Annotated in this window: 15 protein-coding genes; 7 read left to right on the top strand and 8 right to left on the bottom strand. The window is 63.4% G+C overall.

Features of this window, described 5'->3' with window-relative positions:
- Window positions 1-12 precede the first annotated feature (12 nt).
- From ASD99_RS12850 to rpmB, 3 genes are all read right to left on the bottom strand, one after another.
- A complete protein-coding gene (locus ASD99_RS12850) occupies window positions 13-684 on the bottom strand; it encodes a hypothetical protein (RefSeq protein WP_057143872.1) in 672 nt (223 codons plus the stop codon).
- Between the two features lie 59 nt (window positions 685-743).
- A complete protein-coding gene (locus ASD99_RS12845) occupies window positions 744-1424 on the bottom strand; it encodes a queuosine precursor transporter (protein WP_057143871.1) in 681 nt (226 codons plus the stop codon).
- A 161-nt stretch (window positions 1425-1585) separates the two neighbouring features.
- Window positions 1586-1882: a 50S ribosomal protein L28 gene (gene rpmB / locus ASD99_RS12840; protein ID WP_056583698.1), complete on the bottom strand. Its 297-nt coding sequence runs from the start codon at window positions 1880-1882 to the stop codon at window positions 1586-1588.
- Window positions 1883-2139: 257 nt separating this feature from the next.
- Here rpmB and ASD99_RS12835 point away from each other — a divergent pair, with 257 nt between their 5' ends.
- The 3 genes from ASD99_RS12835 to ASD99_RS12825 are packed head-to-tail and all read left to right on the top strand — an operon-like array spanning window position 2140 to window position 4547.
- Entirely contained in the window at window positions 2140-2928 is a 789-nt protein-coding gene (locus ASD99_RS12835) for a DUF3108 domain-containing protein (protein WP_057143870.1), read from the top strand.
- Window positions 2929-2961: 33 nt separating this feature from the next.
- Window positions 2962-3876, top strand: a complete 915-nt coding sequence (locus ASD99_RS12830; protein WP_057143869.1) for a DMT family transporter — start codon at window positions 2962-2964, stop codon at window positions 3874-3876.
- Window positions 3873-4547: a lysoplasmalogenase gene (locus ASD99_RS12825; protein WP_057143868.1), complete on the top strand. Its 675-nt coding sequence runs from the start codon at window positions 3873-3875 to the stop codon at window positions 4545-4547. Before ASD99_RS12830 ends, ASD99_RS12825 begins: the two co-directional genes overlap by 4 nt.
- Here the strand turns inward: ASD99_RS12825 and ASD99_RS12820 are convergent.
- Together ASD99_RS12820 and gloB are read right to left on the bottom strand one after the other, a co-directional pair.
- Window positions 4544-4972 carry a cupin domain-containing protein gene (locus ASD99_RS12820; protein WP_057143867.1) on the bottom strand — a complete coding sequence of 143 codons (429 nt, stop codon included), beginning with the start codon at window positions 4970-4972 and terminating at the stop codon, window positions 4544-4546. The genes ASD99_RS12825 and ASD99_RS12820 overlap by 4 nt on opposite strands.
- 22 nt (window positions 4973-4994) lie before the next feature.
- Window positions 4995-5762 carry a hydroxyacylglutathione hydrolase gene (gloB, locus tag ASD99_RS12815; protein WP_057143866.1) on the bottom strand — a complete coding sequence of 256 codons (768 nt, stop codon included), beginning with the start codon at window positions 5760-5762 and terminating at the stop codon, window positions 4995-4997.
- 176 nt (window positions 5763-5938) lie between these two features.
- On the opposite strand from gloB, the gene ASD99_RS12810 reads away from it, so the two are divergent.
- The 3 genes from ASD99_RS12810 to ASD99_RS12800 all read left to right on the top strand — a co-directional run bounded on the left by ASD99_RS12810 (window position 5939) and on the right by ASD99_RS12800 (window position 9549).
- Window positions 5939-6727 carry a class I SAM-dependent methyltransferase gene (locus tag ASD99_RS12810; protein WP_056583912.1) on the top strand — a complete coding sequence of 263 codons (789 nt, stop codon included), beginning with the start codon at window positions 5939-5941 and terminating at the stop codon, window positions 6725-6727.
- A 112-nt stretch (window positions 6728-6839) separates the two neighbouring features.
- Entirely contained in the window at window positions 6840-8666 is a 1827-nt protein-coding gene (locus tag ASD99_RS12805; RefSeq protein WP_057143865.1) for an ABC transporter ATP-binding protein/permease, read from the top strand.
- 85 nt (window positions 8667-8751) lie between these two features.
- Window positions 8752-9549, top strand: coding sequence for a DUF1194 domain-containing protein (locus ASD99_RS12800; protein WP_056583909.1), 798 nt, complete (start codon window positions 8752-8754; stop codon window positions 9547-9549).
- Between the two features lie 12 nt (window positions 9550-9561).
- Here ASD99_RS12800 and ASD99_RS12795 read toward each other — a convergent pair whose 3' ends face one another.
- Entirely contained in the window at window positions 9562-10494 is a 933-nt protein-coding gene (locus ASD99_RS12795) for a glycosyltransferase family 2 protein (RefSeq protein WP_056583672.1), read from the bottom strand.
- Between the two features lie 370 nt (window positions 10495-10864).
- On the opposite strand from ASD99_RS12795, the gene ASD99_RS12790 reads away from it, so the two are divergent.
- On the top strand, window positions 10865-11185 hold the full coding sequence (locus ASD99_RS12790; RefSeq protein ID WP_056583670.1) for a DUF1330 domain-containing protein: 321 nt from the start codon (window positions 10865-10867) through the stop codon (window positions 11183-11185).
- A 10-nt stretch (window positions 11186-11195) separates the two neighbouring features.
- Here the strand turns inward: ASD99_RS12790 and metW are convergent, their stop codons facing one another.
- Together metW and metX are read right to left on the bottom strand one after the other, a co-directional pair.
- Window positions 11196-11810: a methionine biosynthesis protein MetW gene (metW, locus tag ASD99_RS12785; RefSeq protein ID WP_023757246.1), complete on the bottom strand. Its 615-nt coding sequence runs from the start codon at window positions 11808-11810 to the stop codon at window positions 11196-11198.
- A complete protein-coding gene (gene metX / locus ASD99_RS12780) occupies window positions 11807-12976 on the bottom strand; it encodes a homoserine O-acetyltransferase MetX (RefSeq protein ID WP_056583906.1) in 1170 nt (389 codons plus the stop codon). Before metX ends, metW begins: the two co-directional genes overlap by 4 nt.
- Window positions 12977-13013: the final 37 nt, after the last annotated feature.

Here is a 13013-nt window from a genome sequence, read left to right as displayed (position 1 = left end):
GCCCCGCCGGCTCTATGTCCTGGTGGCGATCCAGATGACATGGCGCGCGCCGCGTTTGCCGTTGGCGCGGGTGTTGACCTCCTCGACCGCGAAGCCTGCCTGCTTCAGGCGCCGCGTGAAGCCGCTGTCGGGGCCTTGCGACCACACCGCCACCACGCCGCTTGGCCTGAGAGCGGTGCGTGCGTCTCCGAGGCCCTCCAGGCTGTAGAGCGCATCGTTGGATTTGTGGACGATGCCTTCCGGGCCGTTGTCGACATCGAGCAGGATGGCGTCCCATGCCGCGGGCTCCGAGCGTATCAGCTGCCCGACATCGGTCTCCTGGATGGTGACGCGCGGATCGTCGAGACAGCCGCCAAAGACCTCGGCCATCGGACCGCGTGCCCAGGCGACGACGGCTGGCACCAGTTCGGCGACGACGATGCCGGCATCATCGTCGAGTTCGGCGAGTGCGGCGCGCAAGGTAAAGCCCATGCCAAGGCCGCCGATGAGGATTCTTGGCTGCCGGTGGCCGGCAATCCGCTCGCATGATAGTTTTGCCAGCGCTTTCTCAGAGCCGCTGAGGCGGCTGTTCATCAGCTCGTTGGTGCCCAGCATGATCGAGAATTCGGTGCCACGCCGCTTGAGGCGAAGTTCCTGCCTGCCATCCGGGGTCTTTGCCGAATCGAGCTGGACCCAGGGGATCATGATCTTTGTCCGACCATGATCTTTTCCGAAAACCGGGTCCCACTTTTCGGGATCATGGTTTAAGCCGCAACCGCCGGCTGGCTCCAGTGGGCGGCGAGCAGTCGGTAGGGGATCAATGCCACCACGGCGATGATCAGCTTCACCGAGAGATCACCAAGCGCCCACGAAACCCAGCGCATGGCGTCGACATGGAAGACGCCCATCAGCGGCGCCGTCTCGAGCGCAAAGCCGTCGCTCGGACCAGCAAAGGCGAAGGCGGTCGAGAAAGCGACGGTGAAGAACACAGCGGTGTCGAACACCGACCCGACCAGCGTGCCGACGATCGGCGCCCGCCACCAGCTCTGCCGGCGCAGCCGGTTGAAGACGGTGACATCGAGCAATTGCGCGGCAAGGAACGCCGCGCCGGAGGCGGCTGCGATCCGCACCAGCCGGTCCGCGGCGGTCTCGAATTCGATCAGGCCGTGGCGGAACAGGAAGGGCGGGACAAGGATCGAGCAGACCACCGCCGTCATGAAGCCGACAAAGACGATCCTGCGCGCCACAGCGGGCCCGTAGCGGCGGTTGGCGAGGTCGGTGACCAGGAAGGAGAAGGGGTAGGTGAAGGCGCCCCAGGTCAAAAGGTCGGCCAGCGACAGGCCGCCGATCTGGCCCTGCATCGGGAATTGCACAAGAATGTTCGACGCAACGACGACAAGCGCCATGGCGGCCACGAATGGCAGGTATCGCGAGAAGGAAGTCATTTTTTTATCCTGGGTAATGGAACCAGCGGAGCATCATGTCCATCCGGGCGATGCTCGCTTCGTATTTGAGCATCGGATTGCCGAAACCTTGCGGGTTCGATCCGATGCTCAAGGCCAACAAGAGGTTGGCCAGGGCGGTCGTCCCCCGCCTTTAAACGATGTCAGGCAGCAGGCTGCTCGGCGATTTTCTTGGCGATCTGCTTCTTCAACAGACGGGCGCGCTGCGACAATTCCTTGACGTCGGCCTTGGCCAGGAAGGCGTCGAGGCCGCCGCGATGTTCGACCGAACGCAGCGCGTTGGCCGAGATGCGCAGGCGCACGTTCTGGTTCAGCGCTTCCGAAATCAGCGTCACATTGACGAGATTCGGCAGGAAGCGACGCTTGGTCTTGTTGTTGGCGTGGCTCACATTGTTGCCGGACATGACTGCCTTGGCAGTGAGTTCGCAGGTGCGGGACATGGTTCTAACCTTCAGTTCTCGGGGTCTGCCAAACCTTTGTGCCCACGCCGGGTGGCGCGCGGTTCTGGTCAGGCGGCCTTATGGAAAAAGTTGGCGTTCCATAGTTGCATTTCGCCGAGGCGTCAAGCTCCGGCTTCCCCACGGAAGCGCCCGGCATTTCATATTAAGGCCGGATTTCTTCCTATAAGCGGTCTGATAGGGACATGCCAGGCCGGAGTTGCCCGCCTCCGGCCGAAAATCAAGGACCCGATCCCGCCATGCTTCGTTCGTCACAAGCCCTTGCCGCCATGCTTGCCGTTGCCTTGCCGTCCGCCGCATCAGCTGCCTCGCCGCAGTCGTTCAAGGGCGAGTACACGGTGTCGTTCCTTGGTTTTTCGATAGCGAAATCAACGTTTTCCAGCCATTATGAGAACGGCGCCTACGCGATCGAAGGCAGCGTCACCGCGGCCGGGCTCGCCAAGCTGTTCGACGACACGCGTGGCACGATCTCATCCAAAGGCACGATTGCGGGCAAGAAGATGGTGCCGCAGGCGTTCCGTGCCGACTACACCTCCGGCAAGAAGGCATCGGTGGTCGATATCCGTTTTGCCAATGGCGCGGTCACCTCGACGCAGGTCATCCCGGCGCCGGGCAAGCGCGATCCCAAAAGCTGGGTGCCGCTCGGCGCCAGCGACCTGGCATCGGTGCTCGATCCGATGGCCGCCACCGTCATCCATGCCGACAGCCTCGACCAGGTCTGCGGCCGCACGGTGAAGTTCTATGATGGCGAGATGCGCGCCAACCTGGCGCTGACCTACGCTTCGAAAGGCACGATCTCGGTGCCGGGCTACAAGGGGGACACCATCACCTGCCAGATGGGTTTCGAGCCGGTGGCGGGTTATCGCAAGGGTCGCAAGGCGCTCAACTATCTCAAGAACAAAAGCCGCATGATGGTGACGTTTGCACCGCTCGGCCAAACCGGCGTATATGCGCCGATCCACGCCACGGTGGGCACTCAGATCGGCACCTTGACCATCAGCGCCAGGCGTTTCGAAGCGGCACAATAGGCTTGGCGCCATACGCGCGCCACTGGAGACAGAATGGGGCGCGCAACACTGATCGGCTTTTCGGCGGTCGCCATGTGGGCGCTGCTGGCGTTGCTCACGGATGCGTCGGGCCAGGTGCCGCCGTTCCTGCTGTCGGCAATCACCTTCTCGATCGGCACCGGCGTCGGGCTCGTCGCGCGGCTGTTCATGCCGGCACCCGACAAGAGCCAGAAGATACCGCCGCAAGTGTGGCTGATCGGCATTGCCGGCCTGTTCGGCTACCACTTCTTCTATTTCACCGCACTGCGCAACGCGCCGGCGGTGGAGGCGAGCCTGATCGCCTATCTCTGGCCGTTGCTGATCGTGCTCGGCTCGGCGCTGATGCCGGCCGAACGGCTGGCCTGGAACCATATCGTCGGCGCGCTGCTCGGCCTTGCCGGCACGGTGCTGATCGTCACCAAGGGCGGTGGCCTGGCCTTCGACGCCCGCTATGCCTTCGGCTATGCCATGGCTGCCGTCTGCGCTTTGCTGTGGTCGTCCTATTCGCTGTTGTCGCGGCGCTTCCCGTCGGTGCCGACCAGCATCGTCACCTGGTTCTGCGCGGCGACCGCAGTGCTGTCGCTCGCCTGCCATCTGGCACTGGAACAAACGGTGCTGCCTGAGGGCGCCGGCCAGTGGCTGGCCGTGCTCGGCCTTGGCCTGATGCCGGTGGGTGCTGCCTTCTATGCCTGGGACATCGGCGTCAAGCGCGGCAACATCCAGGTGCTGGGTGCTGCAAGCTATGCGGCGCCGCTGTTGTCGACGCTGGTGCTGATCGCGGCCGGCGTCGCCGAGCCGTCGCTGCGCATCCTTGCCGCCTGCGTGCTCATTACCGGCGGCGCAGCGCTGGCGGCAAAATCCCTGTTCCTGCGCAAGCCGGCCGCGACCGAAAGCGGAGCCGGGGCATCCGAAAGCGGAGCCGGGGCATGACGATGCCGTTTGCGGGCGGCATCGACGCCAATGCCAATGCGACACTAATCTTTTCGCTGGCGGCGGCGGTCACCTACGCCTTCACGCTCGGCATGCCGCCGACGCTCGCCCGCTCGGCGGTCAAGACGCTTGCCGTGGCGATGCTTGCCGTGCTGGCGGCGCTGCAAGGCGGCCCGCTGCTGCTGGTCTCCGCGCTCGCGCTCAGCGCCGTCGGCGACGCCTTCCTCTCGCGCGATGGCGAAAGGACATTTCTCGGCGGGCTGGCCAGCTTTCTCGTCGCCCACATCGTTTATGTCGCGCTGTTCCTGCACAGCGGCGGCGGGTTGGAGTTGCTTGGCGCTGAATCCTGGCGCGGGGCGATCGCGCTCGCCATGGCGGTGTTTGCGATCGTCATGCTGGCGGCGCTCTGGCGCCGCGTCGGCCCAAGCCTGCGCGTTCCGATCACCGTCTATATCGCTGCGATCCTGGCGATGGGCGTTTCGGCGCTGACGACAGGCAGCGTCTGGATTATCGGCGGTGCGCTGTTGTTCATGGCATCCGACGGGTTGCTCGCCACGGAGAAATTCCTGGCGGCCGCCATCTCGCCGCATCGTGACTGGATGCGTTTTGCGGTCTGGGCGTTGTACTACGCCGCCCAACTCGCGATCACCTTGGGTTTTCTGCTGAATTAGGGTTGTTTCGGCTGCCAGCCCGGCTCAGCCAGTTCGAAGGCGGCAAACTCGAAGCCCGGCGCGACGGTGCAGCCGACCAGCGTCCACTCGCCCAGACTGCGCGCCGATTGCCACCAGCCTGCCGGCACGACGATCTGCGGGCGTTCACCGGCTGCAAGATCGATGCCGAGCACCTGTTCCACAACGGGGCTGCCTTCTTCCCACATCGCCAGCGCCAGCGGGGCGCCGGCATGGAAGTGCCAGACCTCGGCAGCGTCCTTGACCCGGTGCCAGGCCGAAACCTGATGCTGTTCCAGCAGGAAATAGATCGCGGTCGAATGGCCGCGCGCACCGCCAGCGCCATCGCGAAAGGTCTCGGCGTACCAGCCGCCTTCCGGATGCGGTTTCAGGCCGAGCGTCGCGATGATTTCGGCAGAGATGGTCATCGTCTCCGCAACCCCCTGGTGTTCAGAAATTGTCCTTGCGCTTGCGGATCTCGGCAAAGACCTCGGCGTCCGAGGCTTTCTCCAGTCCGAGATGCTTGCGGATCGCCGGATCGTGCCAGCGCAGGAAGGGATTGGTCGACAGTTCCTCGCCGATCGTCGTCGGCAGCGTCGGCTTGTCGGCGGTGCGAAGCGCCTCGATCTTGGCGGCGCGTTCCTTCAGCGCTGAATTGGTCGGATCGACGGTCAGCGCGAAACGAGCGTTGGAGAGCGTGTATTCGTGGCCGCAATAGATGACCGTTTCAGCTGGAAGTGCAGCCAGCTTCTTCAGCGAATCATACATGACCGGCGGCTTGCATTCGAACAGCCGCCCGCATCCCAGTGCAAACAGCGTGTCGGCGGTGAACGCCACACTCGAAGCTGGCAAGTAGTAGGAGACGTGGCCGGCGGTGTGGCCGGGCGTGGCAATCACCTCGATCCGCTCATCGCCGAGATGAACGACGGATCCGTCTTCGACGGTTTCGTCGATCCCGGGAATCTTGGCCTTCTCCGCTTCCGGGCCGACGATGCGTAGTTTGAAGCGCTCCTTCAGCGCCAGATTGGCCTCGACGTGATCGACATGGTGATGCGTGGTCAGGATCATCGTCGGCGTCCAGCCGGTGCGCTTGAGCGCGGCCAGGATCGGTGCCTCCTCGGGGGCGTCGATGATCGCGGTCTGGCCGCTTTTGGGGTCATGCACCAGCACGCCGAAATTATCGCTGCGGCACATGAACTGTTCGATTTCGACCGGCATCGCATGTCTCCATTGTCGCTGCAGACATAGGGCGCCGACGTGCGGATGTCATCCCGGATATTGAGCACCATCCGGGATGTTGAACAACATCCCGGATGTCGAACGTCATTCCCGGAATCTCGGGCTCATCGAGGCCTTTTGTTGAAACCCGCCGATATCGCGGCTACATCCCTGCCATGCATTCCGACATCGTCGATCTTCGCTCCTTCTATTCGACAACGCTCGGCCGGTTCGCCGAGCGTTCGATCACCATGGCGTTGTCGTCGATATGGGCAGCCGTGCCCAACGAGCGGTTGGTCGGCCTCGGCTATACCTTGCCGTGGCTGGAGCGGTTCGGCACCAACGCCGAGCGGGTCTTCGCCTTCATGCCGGCAACGCAAGGCGCGGTGGTGTGGCCGGCGACAGGGCCTACCGCGACGGCACTGGTCTTCGACGAGGAACTGCCGCTGGTCGATTCCTGCATCGACCGCATGCTGCTCGTCCATTCGCTCGAACATGTCGAGAACCCGCGGGAGACGCTGAACGAGATCTGGCGTGTGCTGTCGCCGGCCGGCCGCGTGGTCATCGTCGTGCCCAACCGGCGCGGTGTCTGGGCGCGCTTCGAGCACACGCCGTTCGGCAATGGCCGGCCTTTTTCGCGTGGCCAGCTCACCGAACTGCTGCGCGAGGCGAATTTCACACCTGCCGCCTGGTCCGATGCGCTGTTCTTTCCGCCATCGCGGCGCCGTTTCATGATGCGGTTCCACAATGTGCTGGAACGCGCCGGCCGGCGACTGTGGCCGATCTTTTCCGGGGTCATCGTCGTCGAGGCACAGAAGCGGCTCTATCAAGGTGTGCCGGTCGTCCAGCGCGCCTCGCGCCGTGTCTTCGTGCCGGTGCTGTCGCCGCATGGCGCCACCCGACTTGGCCGTCGCAATGGGGCCGGAGACACCAAGCCATCGGTTGCGCGGGTGACGGCTTCGTGATCACGGCAACAGTGCCTGGCGTCGTCTCCCTGCCTACCTGTCGCAAGTGGACACGACGGATGCCTTCAAGTCTCCCCAACCGGTTTCGGCACTGAACGCAAGGACCTCGGCCATGGCTGATCAACCGGACAATGCCGCCGCCGCTCAGCCGGTTGCCGTGGCGGTCGAAGCCAGTGCCCTGAGCGATCAGGTGGCGACGATCAGGCGGGCGCTGGCGGGATCGCCGGTTCGCAAGTGGTTGCTCTGGACATCCGTCGGTATCATGGCCGTGATCATCGCAACGTCGATCGGCCAGGTTCTGCTCAATCGCTGGAATCAGCCTTTCTACGATGCGCTCGCGCGCCGCGACATGACGGCCTTCGTGCACCAGCTCCTCGTCTTCGCCATGATCGCCGGCGGGCTGCTGGTGCTCAATATCGGCCAGACCTGGCTCAACCAGATGATCAGGCTCAAGCTGCGCGAGGCGCTGACGCTGGACCTGATCGACCAGTGGATGCGGCCGGCGCGCGCCTTCCGGCTGGCCAATGCCGGCGCCATCGGCGTCAATCCAGACCAGCGCATGCAGCAGGACGCCGCGCATCTTTCCGACCTGTCGACTGATCTCGGCGTCGGCCTGCTGCAGTCGTGCATACTGCTCGTGTCCTTCGTCGGCGTGCTGTGGCAGCTGTCCTCGGGCTTCGTGTTCCACATCGGCGGAACGTCGCTCGCCATACCGGGCTACATGGTCTGGGCCGCCATCCTCTATGCCGGCATCGCCTCCTGGCTGAGCTGGCTGGTCGGGCGCCCGCTCATCCGCCTGAACAGCGACCGCTACACACGCGAAGCCGAGCTGCGCTCCTCGATGGTGCGCGTCAACGAGAACGTCGATGCCATTGCGCTGTATCATGGCGAGGCCGACGCCAGGCGGCGGCTTGAACTCGACCTCGGCACGGTGCTGGGCGCCATGCGGCGCATCTACACCGCCCAGATCAACCTCTCCTGGGTGACCGACACCTATGGCTGGATCACCGTCGTGGCACCCATCCTGGTCGCCTCGCCGGTCTATTTCGCAGGGGATATCAGCTTTGGCGGGCTGATGATGGCGGTCGGTGCATTCAACCAGGTCCACTCGTCCCTGCGCTGGTTCATCAACAACATCGGCAGCATCGCCGATTGGCGCGCCACGCTAATGCGCGTCGCCGATTTCCGCATTGCGCTCGACGAAACCGATGTGTTGCACGACACGGAAAGGCGCATCGCCTTCGGCGAAAACGCCAACGGCAGCCTGACTTTCGAGACGCTCGAAGTGGCTTCGCCGGGGGGCTGCACCAAGCTCGCCGACCAGCATGTCGAAATCCGTCCCGGCGAGCGCGTCATGATCACCGGCGACAGGGGCGCCGGCAAGACGCTGTTCTTCCGCGCCATTGCCGGCCTGTGGCCATGGGGAAGCGGACGGATCGGCCTGCCGGCGGGCGAAACCCCCATTTTCGTGCCGCGCGTCCCCTATTTTCCGGTCGGCACGTTGCGCGAGGTCCTCGACCACCCGAACGGAGTTGCGCCGGCGAGCGATGCCGACATTTCGGAGGTGCTTGCCGAGGTCGGTCTTGAGCGACTGTCTTCGTCGCTCGACCGCGCCGGGCGCTGGGACCACGAACTGGGCGATGACGAACAGCGCTCGCTGGCCTTCGCCAGGCTCGCCTTGCGGCAGCCGAAATGGGTGATCATCGACGAAGCGCTGGATGCGTTCGACGGGCCGTCGCTAAGACGCGTGCTGTCGATGCTCGAAAAGCGTTTACCGGGGACCGCGATCCTCAACATTGGGCGCGGCCTGCACAACAATCAATTCTTTCCGCGCGCGTTGACGATCGTCAAGGATTCCGGTGCACCGGCGCTGAAGCCCGCCCGCGTCAGGGCCGGCGCGATCGAACCGCCGCCAGTCGCCGCTCGCCGCAAGACATAGGCCGATATCGGCTTGCTGATGCCAAGCTTTATTTTGCCGTGATCGCGAGGCAAGCTGTTCGGGAGAAACAACCTTGGCGACGGACATGCTTGATGCTCTGCGCCTGCTTGCCTGTCTTGCCTGCGCCCAGGCCGCGCCCGCCGCCTCGCCGACGGATGCGCTGGCCGTCGACGTCGAACTGGTGCTGGCGGTCGACATCTCGCTGTCGATGGACGAGAAGGAGTTCGCCCTGCAGCGCGCCGGTTATGTCGAAGCGCTGAGGCATCCCGACTTCATCCGGGCTGTCCGCGCCGGCGCCACGGGCCGCATCGCGCTCACCTATTTCGAATGGGCCGGCACGGTGCGCGACGACGCGGTCATCGGCTGGCAGATCATCGACAGCGCCGAGAGCGCCAACAGCTTTGCCGACAAGGTCGCGGCCCGCCCGTTCCGGAGCTTCCGCGGCACCTCGATTTCCGGTGCGCTGGCTTTCGGCGCCGAGCTTTTCGATCGCACTTCTTTCGATGGCGAACGCAGTGTCATCGATATTTCCGGCGACGGCCCGAACAATATCGGGCCGCCGGTCACCGCCACGCGTGATGCGGCGACCGCAAAAGGCATCGTCATCAACGGGTTGCCGATCCTGATCAGCCCTTCGCCAACCTTCAGCCATCTCGACCAGTATTATGCGCAATGCGTGACCGGAGGGCCCGGTTCCTTCGTGTTGCCGATCTATGCGGCCACTGAATTCTCGACAGCCATCCGGCGCAAGCTGATCCTCGAAGTGAGCGGCATTCAGGACAGGGTCATTTCCGTCGACGCCGCCGCGCCGATCGATTGTCTGCAAGGCGAGCGGGACAGGCGGTTCCTGTCCGATCCGTATTTTCCGGAACTCGACCGGTGAGTCTTGCCGAATTTAGGCCGGCCGGGCGCCAAACTTGTCGCGAAACTCATTGTAGAGATCGCGGCGCCAGCGTCGGCCATGGACATAACCGTGCATCAGCTCAGGTAGTGAGTAGCCGAGCGCTTTCGACGAGCGATTGGCCATGTAGCCCTTGAATGCCTCTGGCATCCGGCCTCTGAGAATATCGGCAATGATCTGCCGCGAGATCATGTAGGGCGGAATATGCGGGTAGGCGTGGGCAATGTGCGGGTGTTTGCCCATCAGGTTCGCATAGGCTTCGACATAACCGTCACGGCGGCCCGAAATCGAGTTCTCCGAATTGTATTTCGTCCAGTCGATATCCTCGGACAATTGAGCGCCATGGCGGCGGGCAAGCCGCAGCAGCAATTCCCGGTCCTGCATCCGGGTGATGTCGCTGTCATAGCCGCCAATGCCAAGCAAGGCCTCGCGGCGAGCCGTTATCGCGGAGCCGGCAATGAAGATCGTCTGCGCGACCAGTGTCCGCTCCAGCATTGTTGGGCTGACGAATGCATCGTGGTTGATGCAGTTGGTGGCGCGGTTGCCCTTCAGGGAGACAAAAGAGCTGATCAGCACCTGAAGTGCGGGATTGTCATCGAACCAGGCCAGGGTCTGTTCAAGCCGGTGCGGCAGGTAGACGTCGTCCGAATCGAGAAATGTCACGACGGGCGCCCGCGCCCGCTCGATGCCGGCATTCCTGGCGGCGTTGGCGCCTCGCCATTTCGCCCCGACATAGATCAGCCGCGGGTCTTGAATGCGGGCGAGCGCCGCCTCGGTTCCATCGGTCGAGCCGTCATCGACAACAATATGCTCGAGCCTCGGCATGCCCTGGGACAGCACGCTTTCCACGGCGCGCAATACCGTTTCGCGCCGATTGTGAGTCGGCGTTATGACCGTGATGAGAGGTGTTGGATCGATCCCGGCCATGTCGTGTCAGCCGTTTCCTGCGCGGGGTTGCGTGTCTATCCAGGACTTTTCGATTTTCAGAACGGTCGAATGGATCCGACTTTCCTTTCCGGTCATCATCTTCGACGCGACGCTACAAAAAAACAGTTTCCTGTGTCACGCACTGTGCCAGCACTCAACTCACGCGAGATAACGAATTCCCGATGTTAGCGTTCCAATTGCAACAGCATTGCCAGACTGGGCGTTTGCGAATCACCAGCGGAAATCGGCCGGCTGCCATACGATAGCATGTATACCATTACTTCAGACGTAATCGCTTCGCGCTCGACGTTTGGTCAGATTGCCCTTGCGAGGCCCGCAACGCGGCTTCGATTGAAAGGGGAATTCAGTCATGACCGCTTACGCCGTCGCCCATATGCGCCAAGCCACAATGGGTCCGCAGATCATCGAATATCTGCACAAGATCGATGCCACGCTGGAACCTTTCGGCGGCCGTTTTCTGGTTCATGGCGGCGATGTGGAGGTGATCGAGAACAACTGGCCTGGCCATCTGATCATCATCGAATTCCCCGACAGGCAGCACGTGCATGGCTGGTACAATTCATCAGCCTACCAGGCGATACTGGCGCTGCGCACGGACAATTCGGAGGCCGATGTGGTGTTCGCCGACGGCGTCGAACATCAGCACAAGGCCACGGATGTCCTGAAATAGCGAGCGGCTACTACCGCTTCAGCAAGAACACCGCCTGCTGGCCGAAGAAGTTCCAGAACCACCACGGCATCGACAGGCCGATCTTCTGGCCATTGGCGTCGAGCGCCGTCGCCTTCTCCACGGTCGCGCCGAGTTCGTCGCACAAATTGACGAAGTCGCGGATGGTGCAGAAGTGGATGTTGGGCGTGTCGTACCAGGAATAGGGCAGGTCCTTGGTCACCGGCATGCGCCCCTGGATGAACAGCGACAGGCGCACCCTCCAATGACCGAAATTGGGGAAGGACACGATGGCGCGGTTGCCGATCCTGAGCAATTCGTCGAGCACCAGCTTCGGGTTGCGTGTGGCCTGCAGCGTCTGCGACAGGACAACGAAGTCAAAACCCTTGTCGGGATAGAATTCGAGGTCCTTGTCGGCATCGCCCTGTATGACCGACAGGCCGCGCGCCACACATTCGTTGACGCCGCGCTGCGACAGCTCAAGCCCACGGCCGTCGACCTGCTTGGTGTCCTGAAGCAGCTCGAGCAGCGAGCCGTCGCCCGAACCGACATCAAGGACGCGCGACTGTGGCGGGATGAGGTTGGCGACGACCTCGAGGTCGACGCGCTGGTCGCGGTTGACACTCATGATGTGAGTCCTCTCGCCCGGGCCGCCGAGCCGATGAAGCCGTTGATGGCCGCAAACAGTTCCGGCTCGTCGAGCAGGAAGGCATCGTGGCCGCGGTCGGTCTCGATCTCGACGAAGGATACCGATGCGCCGGCCGCGTTGAGCGCATGCACGATCGAGCGGCTCTCCTCGGTGGGGAACAGCCAGTCCGAGGTGAAGGACACCAGGCAGAAGCGGGTTTTGGTGCCGGCGAAGGCGTCGGCCAGCCGGCCGCCATGGTCGGCGGCGAGGTCGAAATAGTCCATCGACCGCGTCATGTAGAGGTAGGAATTGGCGTCGAAGCGGTCGACGAAGGTCATGCCCTGGTGGCGCAGATAGCTTTCGATCTGGAAGTCGGCATCGAAGCCGAAGGTCAGCGCTTCGCGATCCTGCAGATTGCGGCCGAATTTCCGGTGCAGGGCGGCTTCCGACAGATAGGTGATGTGGGCGGCCATGCGCGCCACCGCCAGGCCCTTTTCCGGGCGTTTGCCGTGCTCGAAATATTTGCCGCCATGCCAGTCCGGATCGGCCATGACGGCTTGCCGGCCGACCTCGTGGAAGGCGATGTTCTGCGAGGAATGGCGCGCGCCGGTGGCGATCGGCAGCGCCGAGAAGACGCGCTCCGGATAGCTCGACGCCCATTCCAGCACCTGCATGCCGCCCATCGAGCCGCCGAGCACGCAAAACAGTTTCTCGATGCCGAAATGGTCGATCAGCATCTGCTGCGCGCGCACCATGTCACGGATGGTGATGATCGGCAGGTCGAGCCCATAGGGCTTGCCGGTGGCGGGATTGGTCGAGGCAGGTCCGGTGGACCCCAGACAACCGCCGATGACGTTGGAGCAGATGACGAAGAAGCGGTTGGTGTCGATGATCTTGCCGGGGCCGATCAGCACCTCCCACCAGCCCGGCTTGCCGGTCACCGGATTGGTGCTGGCGACGTGCTGGTCGCCGGTCAGTGCGTGGCAGACGAGGATGGCGTTGGAGCGAGCATCGTTCAGCGTGCCGTAGGTCTGGTAGGCGATCTGGAACGGCGACAGCAGCGTGCCGGCGTCCAGCTTGAGCGGCTTGTCGGACCCAAAACGCAAAACCGGGCTCGACGGCTGGTCGGCCTCGTTGTTGGTTTTGCGGGCGCGCAGAACGGCCATGACATCCATCTCACACTTTGAATCCACGCACCGTGCT

It is taken from the genome of Mesorhizobium sp. Root695, assembly GCF_001428185.1.
Taxonomy (GTDB): Bacteria; Pseudomonadota; Alphaproteobacteria; order Rhizobiales; family Rhizobiaceae; genus Mesorhizobium.
This window is presented reverse-complemented; position numbering and strand designations above follow the sequence as displayed.

Bases quoted from the DNA above. Each gene is read 5' to 3' on its own strand.
- ASD99_RS12800 (WP_056583909.1), top strand. From the start codon at position 8,752: ATGCTTGATGCTCTGCGCCTGCTTGCCTGTCTTGCCTGCGCCCAGGCC.
- ASD99_RS12790 (WP_056583670.1), top strand. From the start codon at position 10,865: ATGACCGCTTACGCCGTCGCCCATATGCGCCAAGCCACAATGGGTCCG.
- ASD99_RS12820 (WP_057143867.1), bottom strand. From the start codon at position 4,972: ATGACCATCTCTGCCGAAATCATCGCGACGCTCGGCCTGAAACCGCAT.
- ASD99_RS12845 (WP_057143871.1), bottom strand. From the start codon at position 1,424: ATGACTTCCTTCTCGCGATACCTGCCATTCGTGGCCGCCATGGCGCTT.
- ASD99_RS12830 (WP_057143869.1), top strand. From the start codon at position 2,962: ATGGGGCGCGCAACACTGATCGGCTTTTCGGCGGTCGCCATGTGGGCG.
- ASD99_RS12835 (WP_057143870.1), top strand. From the start codon at position 2,140: ATGCTTCGTTCGTCACAAGCCCTTGCCGCCATGCTTGCCGTTGCCTTG.
- rpmB (WP_056583698.1), bottom strand. From the start codon at position 1,882: ATGTCCCGCACCTGCGAACTCACTGCCAAGGCAGTCATGTCCGGCAAC.
- ASD99_RS12825 (WP_057143868.1), top strand. From the start codon at position 3,873: ATGACGATGCCGTTTGCGGGCGGCATCGACGCCAATGCCAATGCGACA.
- metX (WP_056583906.1), bottom strand. From the start codon at position 12,976: ATGGCCGTTCTGCGCGCCCGCAAAACCAACAACGAGGCCGACCAGCCG.
- ASD99_RS12795 (WP_056583672.1), bottom strand. From the start codon at position 10,494: ATGGCCGGGATCGATCCAACACCTCTCATCACGGTCATAACGCCGACT.
- metW (WP_023757246.1), bottom strand. From the start codon at position 11,810: ATGAGTGTCAACCGCGACCAGCGCGTCGACCTCGAGGTCGTCGCCAAC.
- ASD99_RS12850 (WP_057143872.1), bottom strand. From the start codon at position 684: ATGATCCCCTGGGTCCAGCTCGATTCGGCAAAGACCCCGGATGGCAGG.
- ASD99_RS12810 (WP_056583912.1), top strand. From the start codon at position 5,939: ATGCATTCCGACATCGTCGATCTTCGCTCCTTCTATTCGACAACGCTC.
- ASD99_RS12805 (WP_057143865.1), top strand. From the start codon at position 6,840: ATGGCTGATCAACCGGACAATGCCGCCGCCGCTCAGCCGGTTGCCGTG.
- gloB (WP_057143866.1), bottom strand. From the start codon at position 5,762: ATGCCGGTCGAAATCGAACAGTTCATGTGCCGCAGCGATAATTTCGGC.